This is a genomic window from Anaerosporobacter faecicola (assembly GCF_012070565.1).
GTDB classification, from domain to species: Bacteria; Bacillota; Clostridia; order Lachnospirales; family Lachnospiraceae; genus Anaerosporobacter; species Anaerosporobacter faecicola.
On sequence record NZ_JAAQRO010000026.1, the window covers coordinates 50461 to 74027 of the forward strand.

Annotated in this window: 23 protein-coding genes; 15 read left to right on the plus strand and 8 right to left on the minus strand. The window is 35.0% G+C overall.

The window, feature by feature from the left end:
* Window positions 1–4: 4 nt before the first annotated feature.
* Window positions 5–556, plus strand: a complete 552-nt coding sequence (yfcE, locus tag HBB17_RS11560) for a phosphodiesterase (RefSeq protein ID WP_167957651.1) — start codon at window positions 5–7, stop codon at window positions 554–556.
* An 84-nt stretch (window positions 557–640) separates the two neighbouring features.
* Here yfcE and HBB17_RS11565 read toward each other — a convergent pair whose 3' ends face one another.
* The gene (locus HBB17_RS11565; protein WP_167957652.1) at window positions 641–1165 is read right to left on the minus strand and encodes a cob(I)yrinic acid a,c-diamide adenosyltransferase; all 525 of its coding nucleotides are present in this window, start codon (window positions 1163–1165) and stop codon (window positions 641–643) included.
* A 294-nt stretch (window positions 1166–1459) separates the two neighbouring features.
* On the opposite strand from HBB17_RS11565, the gene HBB17_RS11570 reads away from it, so the two are divergent.
* Window positions 1460–2494: a rhomboid family intramembrane serine protease gene (locus tag HBB17_RS11570; protein ID WP_167957653.1), complete on the plus strand. Its 1035-nt coding sequence runs from the start codon at window positions 1460–1462 to the stop codon at window positions 2492–2494.
* Between the two features lie 67 nt (window positions 2495–2561).
* Window positions 2562–3545 (plus strand): SCP2 sterol-binding domain-containing protein, encoded by a 984-nt coding sequence (locus tag HBB17_RS11575; RefSeq protein WP_167957654.1) that lies wholly within the window; start codon window positions 2562–2564, stop codon window positions 3543–3545.
* Between the two features lie 315 nt (window positions 3546–3860).
* Here the strand turns inward: HBB17_RS11575 and HBB17_RS11580 are convergent, their stop codons facing one another.
* Window positions 3861–4628, minus strand: a complete 768-nt coding sequence (locus HBB17_RS11580; protein WP_167957655.1) for a sensor histidine kinase — start codon at window positions 4626–4628, stop codon at window positions 3861–3863.
* A gap of 541 nt (window positions 4629–5169) precedes the next feature.
* On the opposite strand from HBB17_RS11580, the gene HBB17_RS11585 reads away from it, so the two are divergent.
* Complete coding sequence (locus tag HBB17_RS11585; RefSeq protein ID WP_167957656.1) at window positions 5170–5586, plus strand: HIT family protein; 417 nt, start codon at window positions 5170–5172, stop codon at window positions 5584–5586.
* A 74-nt stretch (window positions 5587–5660) separates the two neighbouring features.
* On the opposite strand, the gene HBB17_RS11590 is transcribed toward HBB17_RS11585, so the two are convergent.
* The 3 genes from HBB17_RS11590 to HBB17_RS11600 all read right to left on the minus strand — a co-directional run bounded on the left by HBB17_RS11590 (window position 5661) and on the right by HBB17_RS11600 (window position 7956).
* Window positions 5661–6734, minus strand: a complete 1074-nt coding sequence (locus tag HBB17_RS11590; RefSeq protein ID WP_167957657.1) for an undecaprenyldiphospho-muramoylpentapeptide beta-N-acetylglucosaminyltransferase — start codon at window positions 6732–6734, stop codon at window positions 5661–5663.
* Between the two features lie 79 nt (window positions 6735–6813).
* Complete coding sequence (locus HBB17_RS11595) at window positions 6814–7713, minus strand: radical SAM/SPASM domain-containing protein (RefSeq protein ID WP_167957658.1); 900 nt, start codon at window positions 7711–7713, stop codon at window positions 6814–6816.
* Window positions 7714–7956, minus strand: a complete 243-nt coding sequence (locus HBB17_RS11600) for a TIGR03905 family TSCPD domain-containing protein (RefSeq protein ID WP_167957659.1) — start codon at window positions 7954–7956, stop codon at window positions 7714–7716.
* 154 nt (window positions 7957–8110) lie between these two features.
* Between HBB17_RS11600 and HBB17_RS11605 the strand changes: the two genes are divergently transcribed.
* From HBB17_RS11605 to HBB17_RS11640, 8 genes are all read left to right on the plus strand, one after another.
* On the plus strand, window positions 8111–8806 hold the full coding sequence (locus tag HBB17_RS11605; protein WP_167957660.1) for a 5'-methylthioadenosine/adenosylhomocysteine nucleosidase: 696 nt from the start codon (window positions 8111–8113) through the stop codon (window positions 8804–8806).
* A gap of 95 nt (window positions 8807–8901) precedes the next feature.
* The gene (locus HBB17_RS11610; RefSeq protein WP_167957661.1) at window positions 8902–10260 is read left to right on the plus strand and encodes a hypothetical protein; all 1359 of its coding nucleotides are present in this window, start codon (window positions 8902–8904) and stop codon (window positions 10258–10260) included.
* A 231-nt stretch (window positions 10261–10491) separates the two neighbouring features.
* The gene (locus tag HBB17_RS11615) at window positions 10492–11841 is read left to right on the plus strand and encodes a glucose-6-phosphate isomerase (protein WP_167957662.1); all 1350 of its coding nucleotides are present in this window, start codon (window positions 10492–10494) and stop codon (window positions 11839–11841) included.
* A 362-nt stretch (window positions 11842–12203) separates the two neighbouring features.
* Entirely contained in the window at window positions 12204–13544 is a 1341-nt protein-coding gene (locus HBB17_RS11620; protein WP_167957663.1) for an MATE family efflux transporter, read from the plus strand.
* Between the two features lie 179 nt (window positions 13545–13723).
* Window positions 13724–14146, plus strand: coding sequence for a Fur family transcriptional regulator (locus tag HBB17_RS11625; RefSeq protein ID WP_167957664.1), 423 nt, complete (start codon window positions 13724–13726; stop codon window positions 14144–14146).
* Between the two features lie 2 nt (window positions 14147–14148).
* Window positions 14149–15159, plus strand: coding sequence for a metal ABC transporter substrate-binding protein (locus HBB17_RS11630; protein WP_167957665.1), 1011 nt, complete (start codon window positions 14149–14151; stop codon window positions 15157–15159).
* 1 nt (window position 15160) lies between these two features.
* Complete coding sequence (locus HBB17_RS11635) at window positions 15161–15868, plus strand: metal ABC transporter ATP-binding protein (RefSeq protein WP_167957666.1); 708 nt, start codon at window positions 15161–15163, stop codon at window positions 15866–15868.
* On the plus strand, window positions 15868–16674 hold the full coding sequence (locus tag HBB17_RS11640) for a metal ABC transporter permease (protein WP_207717346.1): 807 nt from the start codon (window positions 15868–15870) through the stop codon (window positions 16672–16674). Before HBB17_RS11635 ends, HBB17_RS11640 begins: the two co-directional genes overlap by 1 nt.
* Before the next feature lie 125 nt (window positions 16675–16799).
* Here the strand turns inward: HBB17_RS11640 and HBB17_RS11645 are convergent, their stop codons facing one another.
* The 3 genes from HBB17_RS11645 to HBB17_RS11655 all read right to left on the minus strand — a co-directional run bounded on the left by HBB17_RS11645 (window position 16800) and on the right by HBB17_RS11655 (window position 19171).
* On the minus strand, window positions 16800–17069 hold the full coding sequence (locus tag HBB17_RS11645; RefSeq protein WP_167957668.1) for a hypothetical protein: 270 nt from the start codon (window positions 17067–17069) through the stop codon (window positions 16800–16802).
* Window positions 17070–17189: 120 nt separating this feature from the next.
* Window positions 17190–18497: a sensor histidine kinase gene (locus HBB17_RS11650; RefSeq protein WP_167957669.1), complete on the minus strand. Its 1308-nt coding sequence runs from the start codon at window positions 18495–18497 to the stop codon at window positions 17190–17192.
* Window positions 18491–19171: a response regulator transcription factor gene (locus tag HBB17_RS11655; RefSeq protein WP_167957670.1), complete on the minus strand. Its 681-nt coding sequence runs from the start codon at window positions 19169–19171 to the stop codon at window positions 18491–18493. The genes HBB17_RS11650 and HBB17_RS11655 overlap by 7 nt, the downstream gene beginning before the upstream one ends.
* Window positions 19172–19373: 202 nt before the next feature.
* Here HBB17_RS11655 and HBB17_RS11660 point away from each other — a divergent pair, with 202 nt between their 5' ends.
* From HBB17_RS11660 to HBB17_RS11670, 3 genes are all read left to right on the plus strand, one after another.
* On the plus strand, window positions 19374–21608 hold the full coding sequence (locus HBB17_RS11660; protein ID WP_167957671.1) for an ABC transporter substrate-binding protein: 2235 nt from the start codon (window positions 19374–19376) through the stop codon (window positions 21606–21608).
* 188 nt (window positions 21609–21796) lie between these two features.
* Window positions 21797–22330: a transcription repressor NadR gene (locus tag HBB17_RS11665; protein WP_167957672.1), complete on the plus strand. Its 534-nt coding sequence runs from the start codon at window positions 21797–21799 to the stop codon at window positions 22328–22330.
* A gap of 141 nt (window positions 22331–22471) precedes the next feature.
* Entirely contained in the window at window positions 22472–23536 is a 1065-nt protein-coding gene (locus HBB17_RS11670) for a PTS transporter subunit IIC (protein WP_167957673.1), read from the plus strand.
* Window positions 23537–23567: the final 31 nt, after the last annotated feature.

A 23567-nucleotide genomic window follows, 5' to 3' on the forward strand; every position in this document is an offset into this window, starting at 1 on the left:
CCATATGAAATTAGTAATTGCATCCGATATTCACGGATCGGCTTATTATTGTAAAAAATTATTAAGTCGTTATAAGGAAGAAAAAGCAGATAAACTTATATTACTTGGAGACCTCTTATATCATGGTCCAAGAAACGATCTTCCAAAGGAGTATGCACCAAAGGAAGTCATCCAAATGCTAAATGAAATAAAAGCAGAAATTCTGTGTGTACGTGGAAACTGTGAAGCAGAAGTGGATCAAATGGTATTGGAGTTTCCTGTATTGTCAGATTCTATGATCTTATATTTGGATGGTCGAATGGTATTTGCAACACATGGACATTTATTTCATAAAGAGCATCTTCCACAATTGAAGGCTGGTGATATACTATTACATGGTCATACACATGTACAAGCGCTAGAACGTGTGGAAGGGTATTATTATATGAATCCTGGTTCTGTATCCATTCCTAAGAACGGAAATGAAAATAGTTACATGGTATATGAGAATGGAATCTATACCATTAAAAATCTTGATGGTAAAGAGATTGATCACATCAGTGTGATAGAAGAATAAGTAGAGTTTTGTTTATGTTTTATGGAGAAAAAGGACATAGGTTTCACGTAAGAAACCTATGTCCTTTTGCATTGGTGTAATCCATTATAATTCAATACCTTCACGAGGAAGTACGCCCTTATCATATGGATGGCGTATTTTTTTTATTTCAGAAGCATAGTCGGCTAGATTTAATAACTCAGGGGAAGGATGTTTTCCTGTAATGACAATCTCCAATTGCGTTGGTCTATTCTTAAGAAATTGAAGCAAATAGTCAAGATCAATAAATTCATAACAGTAGGCGTAGGTAAGCTCATCAAGAATAAGAAGATCATAATGTCCTTCATACGCAAGTGTACAGGTATCAACTAATAACTTTTGATAGTATGCATATGCACTTTTTTTCTCTTCACTACTAAGGGTATAGTAGTAACCAAAAACGGTATTGGTGGGAATAATGGTAATGTTGGGTAATTGCTTAAGTGCATTTATTTCACTTGAGGAGTTCGTTTTTAAAAATCTAGCGAGCAATACTTGTTTTCCTGCACCAATTGCTCGAATGGCTAGCCCTATGGCAGCGGTTGTCTTACCTTTTCCTTCCCCATAATATATATGAATATAACTTGGCATATGGGAACTCCTTTCTACTTATAAATATTCACCTATGCAAACATTTTGGTGTAAAATATCGAAATAACGCTTAAATTGTATGCATAGGCTAACATATATGTTAGTGGAAAAAATAACTTTGGAATAAAAGGGCAAAAGGGAATCTATATCTTTTTGTAGTATCTGTAAAATTGTATAAAGTTATGTATAAATACCTTGCATAGGTGGAAAAGGTAGATTATTATGAAAAGAGAATTAAGGAATGGAAGCAAATTATATTTGGTTCAACAGTAAGAAAGAAAAGGGTGTGCATAAATGAATAATGTCCTGCAACAAGCGTTTGAACAGGTAGGTTATATAACGATACAAAGCAACCAAGTGGAAAATCTGTTGTATCAAGTTCGTGAGGAAGGTGTATATATTGTATCTTGTGTGCGAGTAATGCATCAATCTTTAGAAGCCTATGAGAATAAACAATCAAAGATGAAATGGAACTTTATTAACCAAGGATATCGGAATATACGAGTACTACATTTATTAATTGCAGATGATCCTGAGGAAGCGAAATCGTATGTAAAACAGGGAATTGATACGTACTGGATTATAAATGAAACCACATTGCAGCTGATCGTTTATGAAAATCAACCATCTGATTTTCTAAATAGCAAAAAACTTGTTGAAGATGTTCTAGAAGCAGAAAGTAATAGATACAGAAAACCTAGCATTGTTAGTTGGTTTATTTCTATAAAAAAGAAAATGGATCCTGCAAAGATTACTTGGAGTTTGGTGATTGTTAATGTTTTGCTTTTTTTGATTATGGATTGGTCACCTGACAGATCCATCTATAATGCAATGATCAATCAGGGAGGTATTAGTTATCAAACATTTATTCAGGGACACCAGTATTATCGAGGAATTTCTCATATGTTTCTCCATGGAGACTTGGATCATTTATTGGGGAATATGATTGTATTATCATTTGTTGGTATGGAAGTAGAAAAACGTCTAGGACATAAGAGATATCTCGTGTTGTATTTTCTAGGAGGAATGGTTGCGGCATTAACTTCCCTGGGATATAATAGATTACGAGAGCCTGCAATTTTGTCCATTGGCGCGTCAGGAGCCATATTTGCGGTGGTGGGAGCACTCGTTGCTATTATAGTAATGGATCATAATGAATATAAAGAAATTGGAATTAAGAGGCTTCTATTTTTTATTGTAATATCCATCGGAAATGGATTGCAGTCCCAAGGAATTGATAATGCAGCACATATAGGAGGCGTTATAGCTGGAGCGCTACTGGGATATTTGCTATTTCATTTGAAATTGAAAAAACATACAGAAGAATAAAATGATAAAGGAAGATTGAAGTAACGATAGAGAATACAGAACCAATATAAAGCAGGAGGATGCATATATGAAAGTTAATATTTATTATGGTGGAAGAGGATTGATTGAAGATCCTACAATATATGTAATGAATAAGTTGATGGAAGTATTAGGGGAACTGCGCGTTGAAGTAACCAAATATAATCTTTATGAAGATAAGAATGGTATAACAACGCTACCGAAAACATTAAAAGAGGCAGATGCTATTATCTTAGCAACAAATCTAGAATGGTGGGGAATTGGCGGATATATGCAGCAGTTTTTAGATGCTTGCTGGTTATATGGAGATAAAGAGCACATTGCTAAGTTATATATGATGCCTGTTGTTATGTCAAATACATATGGCGAGCAGGAAGCCCAATTATCGCTTGTTAAGGCGTGGGAAGTTCTTGGTGGAATTCCTTGCGATGGATTGTGCGCTTATGTATCCGATCATGTTGAATTTGAAACAAATCCTTCCTATAAGATGATTATTGAGAAAAAAGCAGAAATGCTCTATCGATGTGTAAATCAAAAGCAGAAGGGGTTGCCATCAAGTAGCAGTGCAATTAATCATACAGTCTTAAAGAATAATACATTAGAATTGACACCACAGGAAAGTGAGCAATTATCAATGTATGTATCAGATGATACCTATGTAAAGAAACAAAAAGAGGATATAGAGGAGTTATCTAGTCTATTTAAAGAAATGTTAGGAACGGATAGTTCGGATGAGTATTATATCAAAGAATTAAAAGCTGCATTTCAACCATTACAAGGCTTTTCTGGTTCTTTTGAGATTACGATTACAGACAAGAATAAGGTTCTAATAGTTGAGATTAACGGAGAAGAATTAAATTGTTATTATGGAAATGCAGATCAAACGGATGTACAGATTAAGACTTCCCATAGTATTATGGAAAGTATAACGAAGGGACGTACGACGTTACAGAAAGCGTTTATGACAGGTGAACTATCTGCAAAAGGAAATTTCAAACTACTACGTAATTTTGATTCCATGTTTGTATTTTAGTACGTTTCCTACGAATTATGTGAGTATGTGTCTTTGGTAGGGAATAAGGATATATAGATGCTATAAGGTTAAGTCAATTGAAAAAACCTCAAAGTACCAATTGGGAGTTGGTGTACTTTGAGGTTTTAGTTTTCTAATTAATTGGGAGTTAATTAGAAGGACACATATGGTCGCTTAACGGATGGCCAATTGGATTGGGAGTTCCAATTGGTATAGTGTTTTTTGTGGTATTTGTTTTGGCTTTGTATCTGCATTTGGGAGATGACAGTACAAAAGAGTTGATTTTATAAGGAGTTCAGAAACATTCTTATAGGATCAACGGTTTGGGAGAAAAATCTTAAACTCTGTCCAATTTTCATCAAGTAGTAGCTTAATATAGCCTTCATGAGCATGGATAATCTGCTGTGTAACAGCCAACCCCATACCAGTTCCATTTGGCTTGTAGGTGACAAATGGCTCAAAGATATTAAGTGTATCATCCAAGTTGATTGGTTCTCCATTGTTTTTAAAAGAGATGGTTATATATTCTGTAGAAGATTGTTCGTTATTCATAGATAGAAGTTCATTGGATATATGGATTTGAATTACCCCGGATTCATCCATGGCTTCAACTGCATTCTTTATGATATTCGTAAATGCTTGTTTCAATTTAATCGGATCGCAAAGGAATGTTACTAATTTATGTTTTGTATCTTCTGTGGCAATCATCTCAATGGTTATGTTACGACTTGAGGTATGTATTTGAAAACCCTGAATTAGTTTCTGTAACATATGATTTAAATCACATGTTTGTAGATTTAGTTTTGTGCTGTGATTGTAAGCAGTTACATCATCTAATAGTAAAACTAAGTCACTAACATCATCTGTTAGTTGCTCCCATAAATTACTTTCAGCAATCTCTGGATAATGTGATTCTAGTAGTTGAATTGTACTACTGATCAATGTTAATGGGTTTCTGATCTCATGAGTGATTTGAGATACTACAAATTGGTGTTGAGATTCCATTTGCTTAATTGCTTCATCAAATTCTTTGTTTTGTTTGCAAAGTTGATAAAGTATTCCTGTTGTCTTATCATTATACATAATCATCACCTCTTTTACATATATTACCAACATAAAACGAGAATTTCAACTAATTTTTGTTTACACCAATCGACAATAATAACGGTATCATATGTATATAAATTGGTATTAACTGTTTTCGTGTCTAAAAAAATCATATTAAGAGGAAGAAGATAAAAAAAATCATGTATTTTTTCCGATACAATGTATAGAAAAGGGAGAATTAATTACAAAAAAGGTAGGCAAAATTTAATAATTACCAAAATATGTAAATATATTAGTTGGTACGACATTTTATATGGAACTGTTCTCATATAAGATCAATGTTCTATTGTAACTATTTTCGTCCATTTTTAAAAGCCAATTATATAAAAATTTTGTGATAACATTTCATTTTGGGGTTTACCCAAAACTGTAGTACTTGATGCAAGATGTATAAAAAGGAACTTCCTGTTTAAAATTAAAAAGGTGTGAGTTATAATAAACAGGAGATCAATATGTAATGTCGTGAGGGACATAATTTTTTACCCTTATATCATAATAATACAAACATGGAGGGATAATGATGAACGATAACTGTATTTTTTGTAAAATTGCAGCAGGAGAGATTCCATCTTATACGGTATATGAAGATGATGATTTTAAGGCTTTTATGGATATATCACCAGCTTCTAAAGGACATACAATCCTTATTCCCAAAAAGCATGCAGACAATCTGTATGAGTTGGATGAAACGGTAGCTTCTAAATTATTACCGGTTGCAAAGAAAATTGCAACTGCACTGAAAACGGAATTACAATGTGAAGGGCTGAATTTATTGCAAAACAATGGAGAGATAGCAGGACAAACGGTGTTCCACTTTCATATGCACTTAATTCCTCGTTATGAAGGAGATCAAGTAGTAGTAAAATGGGTTCAGGAAAAGTATGAGGGAGAACCTTTGGATCAACTTAGTGCACGAATAAAAAAACATATATAAGTAAGAAAAGAGCATTGCTCATGTTTGATAAATAGTAAGAATCGAACAGGAGCAATGCTCTTTTGTATGTTTCGTTATTTGGTAGAAGAAGTTAATCCTTCAATTAATTCAACGATTGTTTCCACCGCATCATTTAACTTACTTTCATTCATCTTGGCAACATAACTTGAGCGATGGGTATAAACTTCATTTACTGCTTCTAATAAGGTGTCTTTTGTTAAGTCTTCTTCTTGAATAACATAACTAAATCCTTGCTTTTTGAAAGAAGCAGCATTGAGAATTTGATCACCACGGCTTTGTGCAGCGGATAACGGTACAAGAATGTTTGGTTTCTTTAAAGCGAGTAATTCGCATATTGCATTAGCACCAGCACGAGAGATAACAAGGTCTGCACAAGCAAGTAGATCGCTTAACTCTTCTTTAATATACTCGTACTGAACATACCCTTGTTTCCCGACTAAGGACTGTTCCACTTTTCCTTTCCCGCATAAATGAATAACTTGAAATTGTTCCAATAAAGTATCCAATATATTACGAACAGCTTCATTTACAACGGCAGATCCAAGACTACCACCAACAATCAATACAACAGGTTTATTTTGTGTAAATCCACAGAAGTCCAATCCTTTTAATTTGTTACCCGAGAATAACTCTTTCCGTATTGGAGAACCAGTTAAGACTGCTTTACCTTCTGGAAGGTTATGAAGTGTCTCAGGAAAGTTAGCGCACACTTTTGTAGCAGATGGAATACAGATTCGGTTTGCTAAACCTGGAGTCATATCCGATTCGTGAATGATTGTAGGTACTTTGCGCTTTTTCGCAGCTAAAACAACAGGAACTGTAACAAAACCACCCTTTGAAAAGATGACATCAGGTTTTAGTTCTTTCATTAACTTCTTAGCTTCGCGATATCCTTTTAATACTTTGAATGGATCACTAAAATTCTTAATATCGAAGTATCGTCTAAGTTTTCCAGAAGATATTCCGTGATATGGAATATGCAAGTCTTCAATTAGCTTTCTTTCCATACCGTCATAAGAGCCAATGTATTGTATGTCATATCCAGCGGCCTTTAATGCGGGAATAAGAGCAATATTAGGGGTGACATGACCAGCGGTACCTCCACCAGTTAAGATAATTCGTTTCATAGTTAACCTCCAATCCTTTATAACGCGCAATTTTATGCGTAAATAGTTATCAGATGTACATTATGTGGTTACGTAGGTACTATATAAAGCGGTGACGATAACCACATCGTTTACAAAGTTCTTCTATAATCTTATGATCCTTAAAACCGTGTAATATAGATTGTGCACGTTCACCATTTATTATAGAAGAAAATGATGTTGAAAAGATATTTCCTAAAGAGACATCTCCTTCTTGATCTAAACAACAAGGAACAACAGTACCATCAACTAATATACCTGCTTGTGTTCCTAATCCATAACAAAAGCCCTCTGTACTTAAGACAGGTACAGATAAAGATGGCCATTGAAACCGATGGTCTTGATTTAGATAGACACGTTCCATTAAAGCGATTCCACGCGTAATCATTTCTGGTTTAATGGAAACATGAAAAGCGTCTTCTAAAAAGGAATGAACAAAACGGTTTTTTTCATGAGTAAACGTATCTGTATGTTCCCCTTCTAAGTTCCATAGACGGAGAGCGGTAATTGCTTTGGTATGCTGGCTCATATAGATGGCGTAATCGGTTATAGGTTTTAGATACGAATAAAGATCCTCTTTAATTTTGTTAAGATCGGAATCGCTTCGCTCCATCTTTACATCTTGTTCAAAGCTATGAAGAGAGATATTGACCTGACGTAATGCATTAGCAGTAGATAAAATTGCTGCTTTTTCTTGTATCATAGTACCGTTGGTTGTAATATTGGCATGAAGATGGTATTGACTGCATAACGACAAAATATCCTGCAGCTCTGGGTGTAACAGAGGTTCTCCCTTTATGTGTAGATAGACGTAGTCAGTAAAAGGTGATATTTCTGTTAGGATATGTTCAAAGTCATTCGTGGACATAAACGATGGTGCACGGTTTGTCTTTGGGCAGAAGCTACAGGATAAATTACATATGTTTGTTATCTCTATATAAATACGCTTAAATGGTTTCAATTATTTCTGTTGGTATGCTCTCAAAGCTTTGGCTAGTTGGTCTGGACATGAGGTAGGACGATAGCCACATTTTAAGCCATCCAGACGGTTGATCACTTCGTCAACGGACATGCCTTCCACTAACTTAGCGATTCCTTGCGTGTTACCTGAACAACCACCTACAAACGATACGTTTTTTAAGATGTTGTTTTCAATATCAAAATGAATTTCTTGGCTACAAACGCCAGATGTTTTATAAATCATATAAGATCTCCTAACTTAATATATTTATAATCTAATGTATTATTCTATCGTAGTTTTTGCTTCTTTGCAATGGAAATTCAGATATTCTTGCATTTAATAATAAGAAATGGTAAAGTCTAAATATAGATAACAGAAGAGTGCTAGGAGGAAGCAGATGAAAATAGGTATTATAGGTGCAATGGAACAAGAAGTTTCTCAATTAAAGGATAAGATGGAAGTAGATCGTACCATTCAAAAGGCAAGTATGATCTTTGTAAGTGGTAAATTGAATAGTAAGAACGTTGTAATTGTTCGTAGTGGAATTGGTAAGGTCAATGCAGCAGTTTGTACACAGATTTTAGTGGATGAGTTTGGTGTGGATCTAGTAATTAACACCGGAATTGCGGGCTCTTTACAAAATGAAATCAATATTGGAGATATTGTTTTGTCAACAGATGCTATTACACATGATATGGATGCAACCGGTTTTGGATATAAAGTAGGTGTGATTCCTCAAATGGATAACTCGGTATTTGTTGCAGATGAAAAATTAAGATCGGTAGCAAAAAAAGTATGCGAAGAAGTTAATCCGGATATACAAGTATTTGAAGGAAGAGTTTTGAGTGGGGATCAGTTTATCTCAGATCGCGACAAAAAAGAATGGCTTGTTAAAGAATTTGGGGGCTCTTGTACGGAGATGGAAGGTGCAGCAATTGCTCAAGCTGCATATCTGAATAAGATACCATTTTTGATTATTCGTGCAATTTCTGATAAAGCAGATAATAGTGCGGAGATGGATTACCAGGAATTTGAGGCAAAAGCTATTAAGCATAGCGTAAATCTTGTTTGCGGGTTGGTTAACAGCTTATAATGCATTGAAGGAAATTTTCACTTATTATTTTTACAAGTGGACTAAGCAGGGGTTGATATAGAAGTCGACCTCTGCTATTTTTTGTTCTTTTATAAATGGTTAAAATATATGGTGTTGAGGAACTGATTAATTTGTCAATCACTTTTGTGGACAAGTACCTTTTCAAACAACAAAAGATAAGCTATAATAAATGTAAATTTATGGGAATTGCGAAAGGGGAAATTCACGATATGGTACAGCAACTTTATGATGATTACATCTTTATTTATGGTATGGCAGGTTTGTGTGTGTTGGGAACGATTCTAAAGATCATGGTCAGTGGTACATATAAAAGGTTGATCAAAGCCTCTGATAATATGGGGTCAACAAAGCATAAGTTAATGAAATTGATGAAAATGAAATTCGAGGCGTGTTATAAATTAAAGATAGGTGTTAATAATGTGGATAGTTTTGTGGATAAGTATGTATACAAGCATAAAATTTGTGGAATTCACTTATACACATGGGAAAATATTAGTGGACAACTTTTGATTCTATGCCTTCTAGCAGGCACTGTTGGCTCGGTTTTGGGACTTGCAAGCAATTGTGGAAAAAATGATATTTTAATCACATTCTTTACAGGGGTGTTTACAAGCAGCCTGTTGATAATTGTGGAAAGTTTTATTAATCTGGGTGCAAAAAAAAGTATTTTAAAAGCAAATATAACAGATTATCTTGAGAATTTTTTAAAGGTACGTTTGGAACAGGAGAACTTTACACCTGAAGTTTTGGAGGAGTATAGACAGGAGTACTTCAAGTCAACGGTGTTAAAGGATCGTAAAAAGGAAAAGAATAAAGAGAGCAAGAGTGGACAAGCAAGTCAGGTAGAAGTGGAAGATCAGTATGAAAAAAGTCGTAGAAGTATAGAGCAACGAAAGGCAGAGGAACCCGTTCGTATAGAAAATGAGAGGAATAAGAAAAAACTATCTGAAATTAAGCAGGAACAGAAAAATATTGCAAATCAAAAAAATATTGATATTGAAAAACAAAAATCCAAAAAAGACCGGGAAAAGGAGTTGCTATTACGGGAAAAAGAGCAGTATTCACGTATTAATAACATAAATAAAGTAGTCCAAGAACAAAAGAAAAATTCAGAGAATACATTGCTGAAAGAAGATGCCCCTGTAATTATAAGCAAACAGGAGAATAAAGTAGATAATAAGAATCTTAACCAAGATTCAATCAATGTCAGTAAAGATGAAAATCATGTAAATAGTAATCAAGGGGCAGCAGAAGATGATATGAGATTTATGATCAAGGACCTTGTTAATATTGCTGCAAGCCAAGAAGGGTCTCCAAGCGAGCAAGAACATGTTATGGTAGGTGGCCCAAAGGTCTATGAAAGAAAAAATGAGACGAGAACAGCAAGTGAAGAAAAAATTATTGAGGATATTTTAAAAGAGTTTCTTGCATAGAAAATATATATTAGTATTCATAAAACATGAGAAAACAGCCGAACCAGGTTGCGATCTCATGTTTTTATATTGGAATACATAATGTGTAACTAAACTTTACGAAAAAATTGGCATTTTGTATTGAATATATAAACTTCATTTGTTAAAATAGGTGTAACTATGAGTACACTTGAGAAGTATAGTAGTACCGTTACGATCTAGTGCGCTAATTCTAACAAAGGAGTGTTATACATGGAAACAAGAGTTTCATTTGATTACTCAGCTGCAAAGAAATTTATTTCTGAAGAAGAAATGAAGATGATGGAAAACATTGCTGAGGGTGCAAAAAATCAGTTACTTAGTAAATCAGGTGCAGGAAATGACTTTTTAGGTTGGATTGACCTTCCTGTTAATTATGACAAAGATGAATTTAAGAGAATACAAGCAGCAGCTCAAAAGATTCAGAACGATTCAGATGTATTATTAGTTATTGGAATTGGTGGATCTTATTTAGGTGCAAGAGCTGCCATTGAATTTTTACGCCACAGTTTTTATAATTCCGTATCAAAAGAAATCAGAAAAACACCTGAAATCTATTACGTAGGTAACAACATTAGTAGCACATACATAAGCCATTTGATCGAAACAATCGGAGACAGAGATTTTTCTGTAAATATTATCAGTAAATCTGGTACAACGACGGAACCTGCTATTGCTTTCCGTGTATTCAAAAAGATGTTAGTTGAGAAGTACGGAAAAGAAGAGGCTGCAAAACGTATTTATGCTACAACAGATAAGGAAAAGGGAGCGTTAAAGAACCTTGCTACGGAAGAAGGATTTGAAAGCTTTGTTGTTCCAGATGATGTTGGTGGTAGATTCTCTGTATTAACAGCAGTAGGTTTATTGCCAATCGCTGTTAGCGGAGCGGATATTACGAAGTTAATGGAAGGTGCAGCAAGCATGAGAGAACGTTGCTTGAATACAGCATACGAGGAAAATGACGCTGTATTATATGCAACAGTTCGTAACATCTTATTAAGAAAAGGTAAGAATATTGAAATTCTTGCAAACTATGAACCAGCTCTTCATTACGTAAATGAATGGTGGAAACAATTATATGGTGAAAGTGAAGGAAAAGACAAGAAGGGTATCTTCCCAGCAGCAGTAGACCTTACAACAGATCTTCACTCAATGGGACAATTTATTCAAGATGGACAAAGAACAATGTTCGAAACAGTTGTAAATCTTGAAAAATCTTCACGTGAGATTATCATTGAAGAAGAAGATGTTGATTTAGATGGATTAAACTATTTGGCTGGAAAATCTGTAGATTTTGTTAATAAGAGCGCTATGAAAGGTACTTTATTAGCACATACAGATGGTGATGTACCAAACCTTATGGTACATTTACCAGAACAAAATGAATTCTATCTTGGACAATTATTCTACTTCTTTGAATTTGCATGTGGTGTAAGTGGATATATCTTAGGTGTAAATCCATTCAATCAACCAGGTGTTGAAAGCTATAAGAAGAATATGTTTGCTTTACTTGGAAAACCAGGTTATGAAGCACAAAGAGAAGAATTACTTAAGAGATTATAATTCCTTACTAGTTTAACATTTTAAATGGAGTTGTATGGAAAGTAATTAATTCATAAGTTATTTTAAATAACAAGAATAACAATTGAATAATCGATCTGTTATTATATAAAAGGAAAAGCTATCTACAAAAATATTTGTATGATAGCTTTTCTTTTCTAGAATTATAATTCTTTGCTTTTCGGAAATCGTTATAGTATTTTTGTGTTATTTGCAAGGCAAATGTGTTATGTAATACTGTTTGTGAAATACATAAATTAAGAATTGATTTTTTAAAATGATACTGTATAATGACAGAGTAGACAAACTTGGGACACGTGTTCCACGCAAGAAATAGTGATCAGTTATTATGGAGGAGGATCAATATGGCTAAGGATCTAACAACCGGTAGTCCAACACGGTTAATATTATCTTATTCAGTACCACTGTTGATTGGCAATATCTTTCAACAGTTATATAGCATGGTGGACACGATTATAGTTGGAAAGTGTATAGGAGTAGATGCCTTAGCGGCTGTTGGAGCAACAGGTGGCTTATCATTCCTTATACTTGGTTTTCTAATGGGGTTAACAGGTGGGTTTGCCGTAATTACGGCACAGAAGTATGGTGCGAAGGATATGAAGGAATTACGACATTCCGTAGGGACCTCGATTATTCTTTGTATATTCACAACAATCATCCTTACTGTACTAAGTTTATTGACAGCAAAACCATTGCTTAAAGTCATGAATACACCAGATAATATTATGGCAGATGCACATACCTATATTAGTATTATATTTATAGGAATCGCATGTACGGTATTTTATAATATGATTGCTTGTGTTCTTCGTGCAATTGGTGATAGTAAGACACCACTATATTTCCTGATTGTTTCTTCTATATTAAATATTGTGCTAGACTTGGTATTTATCCTAAGCTTTCATATGGGAGTTGCGGGGGCAGCATGGGCAACCGTTATTTCTCAGGGAGTAGCAGGATTGCTCTGTTTACTTTATACAAAGAAAAAATATAGTATTCTAAAATTAACGAAACAAGATTTTGCTTACAATGGAAAGTTTGCGTGGAAGCATTGGCAACTTGGATTGCCGATGGCATTACAGTTTTCAGTAACCGCAATTGGTGTTTTGGTATTACAAAGTGCACTTAATCTATTTGGTTCTACGAAAATAGCGGCATATACTGCGGCATGTAAAGTAGAACAATTGGTGACACAACCAGCGGGTACATTTGGTGTTACGATGGCAAATTATGCAGGGCAAAACCTAGGTGCTGGTAGAATTGATCGGGTAAAAGAAGGATTAAAGAAATGCTCGGTTATTACTGTTCTTTTTGCACTTGGAGCAAGTGCGATTCTTCTTTTGTTTGGAAAGCCACTTACGATGTTATTCATTGATACGGCTCAGTCTGCAGCGATTCAAAATGAAGTTCTATCAAGTGCCAACATTTATCTTACAATCATTGCGATTTTCCTTCCTGTGTTAAATATGCTGTTTGTTTATCGGAATGTATTACAGGGAATTGGAAGAAGTTTTATGCCGTTTATGGCAGGAGTGTTTGAACTGGTTGCTAGAACAATCTGTGCATTTACATTACCAGCGGTAATGGGATTTACGGGAATATGTCTAGCGGGACCAATTGCGTGGTTGGCAGCAACCATTCCATTGGCATTTGCATATCATATTGTTATTAAGAAATTTGACTAAAACAAGAGGAGCAAGAGCAATCGGTACAAAACTATATTGGAATTGGTTTCTTGAGATAAATATGCAATAAAATAAATATATTTGACAATTCCTATAAATAGGGATACAATATGAAATTGAAATCTAATTTCATATTGCATCCCTATTATTTTACCATAAGTCAGAAGGAGGCTCCATAAATGGGTACTTCAAATGAATACAAAACAAAACAGCGGGAGGTAATCCTGCATTATTTACAAAATCACGGAGAAAATCATGTGACAATAGATGAAGTTCTTAATCATCTTAGAGAACAGAATATATCAATTGGTCGAACAACGATTTATCGATACATGGAAAAATTGACTGAATCAGGTGTATTAAGGAAATACTTCTTAGAAGAAGGTATGGGTGCTTGCTATCAGTTTATAGGAGAAGGGAAGGAATGCCATTCCCATTTTCACTTAAAATGCGTGAATTGTGGTGTACTTTTACACGTACAGTGTAAATATCTTGCTGGAGCAGATCAACACATATTAGAAGAACACGGGTTTGAAATCGACAATACAAAAACGGTATTTTACGGATTATGCAAAGATTGTAAAGAAAAGAAAGGTGTTTAATTATGAAAAAAAATGTTAAACGACTACTCAGTATTGTTTGTATTATTGGAGTCATGTTAGCAGGATGCTCAAAACAAAATTCAACTGAGCAGGAAGTTGTGGAAAATGACGCTAAGGCTGCGGTAAAAGTTGTTACTACTTTGTTTCCACAGTATGATTTTGCGAATCAAATTGGAAAAGATCATGTTAATGTTTCCATGTTACTAAAGCCAGGAGTTGAGAGCCATACGTATGAACCAGCACCAAGTGATATTATAGCAATTAATAAAGCAGATGTGTTTCTCTATACAGGAGATGAAATGGAACCTTGGGTTTCCAAGATACTAGATAGTCTTGATGGTGACGTAAAGATTATAGATTTATCAGAGCATGTTACACTTGAGAAAGTGGAAGATCATGATCATGATGAAGAAGCTGAGCATGTGGAAGAACATGATCATGATGAGGCAACGGAAGAGACAACAGAAGAACACGATCATGTACATTCTTATGATCCGCATATATGGACAAGTCCACTTAATGCAGAAATAATGGTACAAGACATTGTAACGGCATTGAGTGAAGTTGACCCAGAGCATGCACAGGAGTATGAGGATAATGGAAATGCTTATATGATAGAATTGGAGCAATTGGATGCCGACATTCGAGAAGTAGTAGAGCATGCAAAAAGGAACGAAGTTGTATTTGGCGGACGATTTGCATTTCATTATTTCTTTGAGGAGTACGGATTGGATTATATTGCAGCATATGATTCTTGTTCAGCTGAAACAGAACCGAGCGCAAAGACCATTGCAACAATTATCGATCAAGTGAAAGACGATGGAATACCAGTGGTATTCTATGAGGAGTTTGCAAATCCAAAAGTTGCGGAGTCCATTGCACAGGCTACAGGAGCAAAAACATTGCTACTTCATTCTTGTCATAATGTATCAACTGATGACTATAAGAATGGAGCAACATATCTAAGTTTAATGGAACAAAATCTTGAGAATCTGAAGGAGGCTCTTAACTAAGATGAGTATTGTCGAATGTAAAGATATCACAATTGAATATGATGGAAGAATTGCGGTTGATGGAGCAAGTTTTTCAATAGATCAGGGAGATTATCTTTGCATTGTTGGCGAGAATGGTTCAGGGAAAAGTACCTTGGTCAAAGGATTAATGGGACTGATTAAGCCAAATTCCGGAGGAATCACAATTGATAAAGAATTGACGCAGGGAAGAATCGGCTATTTACCACAGCAAACGGAATCGCAGAAGGACTTTCCAGCGTCTGTTTATGAAGTTGTACTTTCGGGCTGTATTAAGAGCAAAGGGTTCCGTCCTTTCTATAATGCAGAAGAAAAGCAACGAGCAAAAGATAATTTAAAACGTTTTCAGATCTACGATTTACGACATAAGAGTTACCGAGAGTTATCTGGTGGACAACAACAGAGAGTATTATTAGCACGGGCTTTGTGTGCGACAGATGCTCTTTTGGTTTTGGACGAACCGGTAACGGGATTGGATCCTATGGTTACCGCTGAACTATATGATACCATCCAGGAGCTGAATACAAGGGATCATGTAACCATTATAATGGTATCACATGATGTACGAATGGCGATAAAGAGTGCCAATAAAATTATGCAAATGGGACAAAAAGTGTTATTCTTTGGGAATACCAAAGAATACATAAATACGCCATATGCAAAGGCATTATTAGGAGGGGAGCAAGGATGATACAAATAATACGAGAAATGTTATCCTATCCATTTATATTACGGGCTGTTATTGTTGGAGTTTTGGTATCCTTGTGTGCCGCATTATTAGGCGTTAGCCTTGTATTAAAACGTTTTTCTATGATTGGAGATGGATTATCCCATGTATCATTTGGCGCATTGGCAATTGCTATGGCAATGAATATTGCACCTTTGAAATTAAGCATACCAGTTGTTATTGTTGCCGCATTCTTTTTGTTGCGACTAAGTAATAATAGTAAGATTAAGGGGGATGCGCTTATTGCCTTGATATCCAGTAGTGCTTTAGCAATTGGTGTAATCGTCATATCAAGAACCACAGGCATGAATGCAGATGTGGATAGTTATATGTTTGGTAGTATTTTAGCAATGAGTGACGAAGACGTAAAGTTAAGTGTCCTTTTATCTATAACAGTGTTGATTTTATTTGTAGTATTCTATCACCAATTGTTTAATGTAACTTTTGATGAGAGCTTCTCAAAGGCAGCGGGAATCAACGTTTCAGTCTATAATATGTTGATCGCAGTATTAACGGCTATTACAATTGTACTTGGAATGCGGATGATGGGGGCAATGTTGATCTCCAGTTTAATTATTTTCCCTGCATTAAGTTCTATGCGAATTTTCAAAAGCTTTCGATTTGTAGTGATTAGTTCAGCAATTATCTCCGTTCTATGTTTTATGTTAGGAATGGTTTTATCATATCAGTACTCTATACCAGTAGGTGCCAGTGTTGTTGTTGTAAACCTTTCTGTATTAATTGTATGTTCTATTATAGGAAAACATTAGAATAGAAACAGATCGGTTTTATTGTAGAAAACTCCGTAAAAGAAGGTGTATCCAATGCCAAATTGGAGGATAATCCTTCGATTACGGAGTTTTCGTATTAATGAAAGGTTTGTAGGAGCTTTTTACTAATCTTCTTCAATTACTTGTATTTCAAGAAAATCAAAATCAATGTGGTCAATAAAATTATCTTGATAAAAACGGGTTTTATCATGTCTTTTAAAATCTTCAATATTATTATCTAACCAGATTGGTTTGGATAGATCAAAAGCATAGCATATGGAATCAATTGCATGATAGATCTTTTTCGTCCGATTTAAGGTAAGATCATCATCTTCAATGGTGATATCTCTTTGCATCTTATTATTGGTTATTATTTTCCCCCATAAACGAAACATGTGGTATCTCCTTTCCTATATAAAAATTGATTCGATAATCATCTTGGAGAGGTAATCAAATCATATAGTCATATCGTTCATTATACGATTCGGGTTCATAATGGTCAACATTTTGTTAACTCATCTACGCTTTACAGTAGGTAGTTCAATATGAAATGTTGCACCGCCCTCTTTGGTATCCAACACTTGTATTGTTCCACCATGTTGTTGAATTAATTCTTTGGCAATACTTAATCCAAGTCCATAATGTTTTTTATCAGATCGGGATTGATCCATCTGGTAAAATCGATCAAAGATAGTTCGTTTTTGTTCATCTGGTATGCCTGGACCGTAATCAATAAGATCAAGAAGAAGCGTTGGTGTACGTTTATTACTAAGGGATACGATAAGTGCAAGTCCTTTGGTCTGATCTGTATAACGTAGTCCATTATCCATAAGTATGGTAAGAACTTGTTTGATTCGATCTTGATCTCCGTATATGTTTGGTAATGACTCATCTGGAAGATGAAGTTCAATAGGAATACGGTTGTTATTATACAAGGTACAAAATGTATCATAAACTTCAATTAATAGAGTTTCCATATCAATAGAATCCATGTTAAGAGACCAACTTTTTGAATCAGAAGCTGCTAAAAGCAAAAGATCGTTAATTAATTTACCCATTCGGCTACTTTCTTTTTCAATATGAGGAAGAATAGAAGGAATTTCTTCGGGAGTTCGCTGCATGGTAGTAATTCCGGTACGAATGACAGTAAGCGGAGAACGAAGTTCGTGTGAGGCAGCAGCTATAAACTCTACTTGTTTTTGCTGCCCAATCTCAAGGGGTTTCATAACTTTTTTTATAAATAAAAAACTAAATAAAAACAGAAATAGAGAACCGAAGAGAGTAATAATCCCATAACGAATTATAGCGGAAAGAATAGTAACACCTGGCTGAAGAGTAACCTTAATGATATAAAGTGTCCGTCTGGAATTGTTTGATTTTAGTTGAACGATACATCCCATATAAGACTCCTGAAAGGTAGAACGTAATGTGTAGATCCCACTTCTGGATTTCTGTTTGGTTAGTACATTAGAAGTCATATTGTAGCCATGATCTTCGGCTGTTTCAAGCAACAAGGATACGAGTGTTGAAGTAGAAATCTTTGTATGGAGGGAAAAGTAATTGGGGATCGAGATATCATTATCTTCAATCTGTACCATTAACTTATTTTTTTCTTGAAACTGTATAAACCATCTAGAGTCTATGGAATTGCTATCTGTAAATTGATCCACTAATTGATTGATATTGGACTCAAATAAACGTTGCTCATATTGTCTTTTCTGTTGAATGTCCATAATACATACAACGCTCATTACAATGATCAAAATAATTGTTGTACTAAATCCATAAAACAAAACCAGTCGATTTTTTAGTTTTGTTAGCATGAGCAATCCTCCAAACGGTATCCTACACCACGAATGGTTTTAATTGAAACGGCGCTATGAACGGTTTTTAGCCGTTTCCGTAAAAAGTGAATAAAGTTATCAAGATTTCCATCCGTGACAAAGGAATCCGCTCCCCAAACACGCGTTAATAAAAGTTCCCGTTCCAGCGTATTTTCTTTATTTCGTATAAAAAATACAAGAAGGTCTGACTCTCTTTTGGACAATGTACACTGTTCATCTTCCTTTTTTAATAGAAGGTTGGTAGTATCTAAAGTAATGTCACCATATGTAAATATATTTGAATTCTCTAATTTGGTTGAACGTCTTGCTAAGGCTCGTATACGAGCAAAGAGCTCGTCAATTTCAAATGGTTTGGTTAGATAATCATCTGCTCCGCAATCAAGTCCTTCCACTCGATTAGACAAGGTATTCATGGCAGTTAATAGGATTACGGGAGTGGAACGATTATGGGAACGCAGGTCCTTTAGTATGTGAATTCCATCTTTACCGGGTAACATTCGGTCTAGAATGATAACGTCATAGGCATTGGAATTAATATAAAAGTCGGCATCATCTCCACGATGGCAACAGTCAAGGAAAAACTGATTTTTTTCCATTTCTATTCGCAGAATAGAACATAGTTCAATATCATCTTCAATCATTAGAATACGCATGGCTTGATCAAATCCTTTCTTACATTGTGTTACTACACGAATTCAGTTATATTAGTTGAAATTATAACATTTCAGTACACGCGAATTTAATTTTATGATACCATATGTGGTGATAAATGGATAGTGAAAGAGTTTAAGGTTATTTAGAGATAAGAGATTTATGATAGAGAAACAAAGGATATAGAAAGGTTTTGGTGAGAGTATGAGAAAGAATAAACGAGCACTTTGTATACTAGTTGTGTTGAGTATGGTGGTATCTTCTGTGTTAGCAGGGTGTGGGAAAAAAGACAAAAAAACGACAAATGAGGTAAAGGGAAGATACATAGAGGAAGAACAAGAAATTCCAGAAGAAATAAAGAATTTGGAAGTTATAAAGATGGTCCAATCAGAGAAAGGACAGCCAATTCTGTATGCATATGAGGACCAAGGAGAGTCTTGTAGTGTATCGAAATATGAAAGAAGTGAAGATGGCACATGGAAGATTGAACAACCACAGTGGTTACAAGATATACCGATTATGGATAAAGAGAAACTTGAGAATCCATCAATGGTAGTCGACAATATATGTTTAGATCAGGAAGGAAAGGAATATCTTACGTACAGTGAGTACAATGGATATACAGGCCTGACATATCTATGTACGTCTTCCGATGGAAAAGAGCGTACGTACCTAGATTTTGAAGGTTGGAATGAAGCAATAGAGGATGACCAGGGTACTTACTATGATACACCAATGGGAGTAGGCGTTTTATATAATGGAGACGTCATAGCGGAATTAGGTGGAGATGTAATAATCTATGATCAGAAATCTGGAGAGAAGAAGGCATCTTACCAAGGCGATGGGTTACAGATCAAAGCAATTGCAATGGATCAGAATTCACTATACATAACAAGGAAAAACTGGGAGACAGATTGCATTGATCAAATCTATAAGTTTGATTTAAACAATTACGATAAGAAGCCAGAAGAGATACCATATGAGCAAAAAATTAACAGTTATAGTACATGTATTAATATTAATGATGAGGGAGATCTATTCCTTGTAGATACAGAAGGAATTCATGTGCAAAAAGCAGGGACTACATTATGGAATACCACGGTATTAGGTGAGCTCAATACCATGTACATGCCTACCGCCATGATCGTGGACGTATACGAAGATACGCAAGATAACTATTATGTTCTATATCGTATGGATGCCACGGGATATCAGCTAATCAAGTATGTCTATGATCCGGATGTGGTAACCGTACCCAATAAAAATTTAACAGTATATACATTAGAAGATAATATATTGCTTCGAGAAGCAGCAGTTGTTTACAACAAAAAACATCCAGATACAATGATTGCAGTGGAAGTTGCAAAAGGAGCAAACGATACGACAGAAACAGAAGATTATGTAAAAGCATTGAATACAGAACTCTTGGCAGGTAAGGGGCCAGATATACTCATCACGGATGGATTACCAGTTGATTCTTATGTTAAAAAAGGTGTATTACTTGACTTACAAGAGATAGTAAATCCAATGGTTGAGTCTGGAGAACTTCTTGCAAATGTTATGGATGACTATACAGAGGAAGGGCATTATTACACCGTGCCTATCAGAATATCTCCTTATTATGTTGCAGGGAGAACAGATACAGTAAATGCTTGTAGTACATTTGATGATTTAGTAGATGCATCAAGTCAAACATGGAATAAATCATTCCTTGGAGAGATTACACCTTCTGATGTTATAGCAAACTTCTTACCAACTCAATTAAGCAAGATCATTAAAAAAGATGGACAGAAGAAAGAAATAAATCACCAGGAACTAGTTACATTCTTAGAAAAAGCGAAGACTTTATGCGCTAATGTAGATATTGTTGATGAATATAGTCATGGAGGAGTAGGAAATATTTTTGATCTTCCATATTATAGTCAAATTACATTAGGACAAGTGCAAGGCTTCTATGATTTCTCATTTATCTATGCAGTTACTGATTTGATAAAGGGATCTATTGGAACATATGATGCATCCTATATTGGTAGCAATGAAATTGGAGTAAATCAAAATACAAAATACCCCGATGTAGCAAAAGAATTTATTCAAATTTTGCTATCAGAGGATATTCAGGTAATTGATTATAGCAATGGTATGGCTGTAAACACAAAAGCAATTAAAGATAATCTAGAGAAAGAAGAAAATGAGGGTGGCTGTACAGAAATACAAAATGAAAAAGGGGAGTATGTACTGTTTACAATCAACTGGATAGGAAAAGAAAAACGAGAGGAAATAAGCAAGTTCTGTGAAAAATTTCAAAACCGTGTAGTTATTGATCAACAGGTACTTAACGTAATTTCAGAAGAGTTTATTCGGTCAATAAAAAGTGAATCTTCTATGGAAGATTGTGCTGCAAAAATAGAAAATGAACTAAACATATATTTATCGGAATAGTATACAAGATGCCTTAACCCAATCAGACTTGAAAATTTCTGCTAAAAAATCTATAATGTTAGCAAGTTGTTTCAAATAAGAATAACAAAGGAATAGAGAAAGCGAAAGACTGTAAGAGTAAGAAATCGTTAGAAGATAGAATGAGAACAGTATAGGAATATTTTGAGCAGAAAGGTTGAGGAAGCATCATGGAGGGTGAAGCAAGAAGAGAGAGATTGATTTCTATCTTGAAAAATAGAAAAGATGAGCCAATCTCAGGTACAGAGTTAGCAAAACAACTTGGAGTGAGCAGACAGGTAATCGTGCAAGATATTGCTTTGTTACGAGCTGTTAATAAGAATATTTTATCAACCACAAAGGGATACCTGCTGTATTACCAAGAGGCCAAAAAAGTAAACCGCTGTTTTATGGTAAAACATACGACGGATCAGATTGAAGATGAATTATGTACCATCGTAGATCATGGTGGTAAAGTATTAGATGTAATTGTGATGCATGATATCTATGGAGAAATACGTACGGACCTTATTATATCGAATCGTAAGGACGTGTATGACTTTGTAAAGAAGGTACAGGAAAAGCAAACCGTCCCATTAAAAGAATTAACAGATGGGTTACATCTTCATACAGTAGAAGCTGACAGTGAAGAAATTCTTGATCAGATTGAACATGCACTAAGGGAAAAGAGTTATCTATTACCAGATAATATTGCAAGGTTATAGGGAATAGTAGCAATGGGAAAAGCATTTACGCATTTTCTCATTGCTATTTTTTTTATTCTATGGTATCGTACTAACTGGGTGACAAGACAACTGTTAATAAAATCTTTACATCTGTATTTACATAAGAATGGGAGGATTCATATGGATAAGTTAAAAAAGATATTGAATAAAATATTTATTGATGGTTTAAGTGGAATGGCATTAGGATTGTTTTCAACTTTAATTGTAGGAACAATCATAAAGCAAATTGGATCTTTAATTGGGGGAAGTGTAGGCGACACACTTACCATTCTTGGTACTATTGCTTCCGTACTTACAGGAGCTGGTATTGGTTGTGGTGTTGCATATAAGTACAAAGAAAGTCCACTGGTTGTATTATCAGCTGCAACAGCGGGAATGGTTGGAGCATATGCTAGTAAAATTCTTGCTGATACGTTGATTGTAGATGGTGTTGTTTCTTTAGCTGGACCCGGAGAGCCTTTGGGAGCCTTTATCGGAGCATTGGTTGGAATTGCAGTGGGACATTTTGTTTCAGGAAAGACAAAGATTGATATTTTGGTTACACCTATTTGTGCAATCTTTTCTGGAAGTTTGGTTGGACTATTAGTAGGACCTCCAATCTCTAGCTTTATGACAGGCTTAGGACATTTGATTGAAGTTGGTACAGAGCAACAACCATTCTTAATGGGAATCATTGTTTCTGTTCTTATGGGTATGATTCTTACTTTGCCAATTAGTTCTGCAGCCATTGGATTAGTTTTAGGATTAAGTGGTCTACCTGCAGGAGCGGCTACCGTTGGATGCTGTGCGAACATGATTGGTTTTGCGGTAGCAAGTTACCGTGAGAATAAGATGAGCGGACTTCTGGCACAAGGAGTAGGAACAAGTATGTTGCAAGTTCCCAATATTGTAAAAAAACCAGTTATATGGCTTCCTGCTATTATTTCAAGTGCAATTTTAGGACCTTTGTCTACAATGGTATTTAAGATGACGAATAATTCAGTGGGTTCTGGTATGGGTACATCAGGTTTGGTTGGTCAGTTTACCACATATGAGACAATGGCGGCTACAGAAGGTGCAGTCGTTGTATTAATTAAAATTGCGGTTATGCATTTTATACTGCCAGCAATTTTAGCACTTGGTATATCAGAATTTATGAGAAAGAAAGGTTATATCAAAGCGGGCGATATGAAGCTTGATGTTTAAGAAGATAGATGGAATTAAGAATAAGACCTGT

Excerpts from the sequence above, each read along its gene's own strand:
- yfcE (WP_167957651.1), top strand. The coding sequence starts at position 5 with ATGAAATTAGTAATTGCATCCGATATTCACGGATCGGCTTATTATTGT.
- HBB17_RS11565 (WP_167957652.1), bottom strand. The coding sequence starts at position 1,165 with ATGCCAAGTTATATTCATATATATTATGGGGAAGGAAAAGGTAAGACA.
- HBB17_RS11570 (WP_167957653.1), top strand. The coding sequence starts at position 1,460 with ATGAATAATGTCCTGCAACAAGCGTTTGAACAGGTAGGTTATATAACG.
- HBB17_RS11575 (WP_167957654.1), top strand. The coding sequence starts at position 2,562 with ATGAAAGTTAATATTTATTATGGTGGAAGAGGATTGATTGAAGATCCT.
- HBB17_RS11580 (WP_167957655.1), bottom strand. The coding sequence starts at position 4,628 with ATGTATAATGATAAGACAACAGGAATACTTTATCAACTTTGCAAACAA.
- HBB17_RS11585 (WP_167957656.1), top strand. The coding sequence starts at position 5,170 with ATGATGAACGATAACTGTATTTTTTGTAAAATTGCAGCAGGAGAGATT.
- HBB17_RS11590 (WP_167957657.1), bottom strand. The coding sequence starts at position 6,734 with ATGAAACGAATTATCTTAACTGGTGGAGGTACCGCTGGTCATGTCACC.
- HBB17_RS11600 (WP_167957659.1), bottom strand. The coding sequence starts at position 7,956 with ATGATTTATAAAACATCTGGCGTTTGTAGCCAAGAAATTCATTTTGAT.
- HBB17_RS11605 (WP_167957660.1), top strand. The coding sequence starts at position 8,111 with ATGAAAATAGGTATTATAGGTGCAATGGAACAAGAAGTTTCTCAATTA.
- HBB17_RS11610 (WP_167957661.1), top strand. The coding sequence starts at position 8,902 with ATGGTTAAAATATATGGTGTTGAGGAACTGATTAATTTGTCAATCACT.
- HBB17_RS11615 (WP_167957662.1), top strand. The coding sequence starts at position 10,492 with ATGGAAACAAGAGTTTCATTTGATTACTCAGCTGCAAAGAAATTTATT.
- HBB17_RS11620 (WP_167957663.1), top strand. The coding sequence starts at position 12,204 with ATGGCTAAGGATCTAACAACCGGTAGTCCAACACGGTTAATATTATCT.
- HBB17_RS11625 (WP_167957664.1), top strand. The coding sequence starts at position 13,724 with ATGGGTACTTCAAATGAATACAAAACAAAACAGCGGGAGGTAATCCTG.
- HBB17_RS11630 (WP_167957665.1), top strand. The coding sequence starts at position 14,149 with ATGAAAAAAAATGTTAAACGACTACTCAGTATTGTTTGTATTATTGGA.
- HBB17_RS11635 (WP_167957666.1), top strand. The coding sequence starts at position 15,161 with ATGAGTATTGTCGAATGTAAAGATATCACAATTGAATATGATGGAAGA.
- HBB17_RS11645 (WP_167957668.1), bottom strand. The coding sequence starts at position 17,069 with ATGTTTCGTTTATGGGGGAAAATAATAACCAATAATAAGATGCAAAGA.
- HBB17_RS11650 (WP_167957669.1), bottom strand. The coding sequence starts at position 18,497 with ATGCTAACAAAACTAAAAAATCGACTGGTTTTGTTTTATGGATTTAGT.
- HBB17_RS11655 (WP_167957670.1), bottom strand. The coding sequence starts at position 19,171 with ATGCGTATTCTAATGATTGAAGATGATATTGAACTATGTTCTATTCTG.
- HBB17_RS11660 (WP_167957671.1), top strand. The coding sequence starts at position 19,374 with ATGAGAAAGAATAAACGAGCACTTTGTATACTAGTTGTGTTGAGTATG.
- HBB17_RS11665 (WP_167957672.1), top strand. The coding sequence starts at position 21,797 with ATGGAGGGTGAAGCAAGAAGAGAGAGATTGATTTCTATCTTGAAAAAT.
- HBB17_RS11670 (WP_167957673.1), top strand. The coding sequence starts at position 22,472 with ATGGATAAGTTAAAAAAGATATTGAATAAAATATTTATTGATGGTTTA.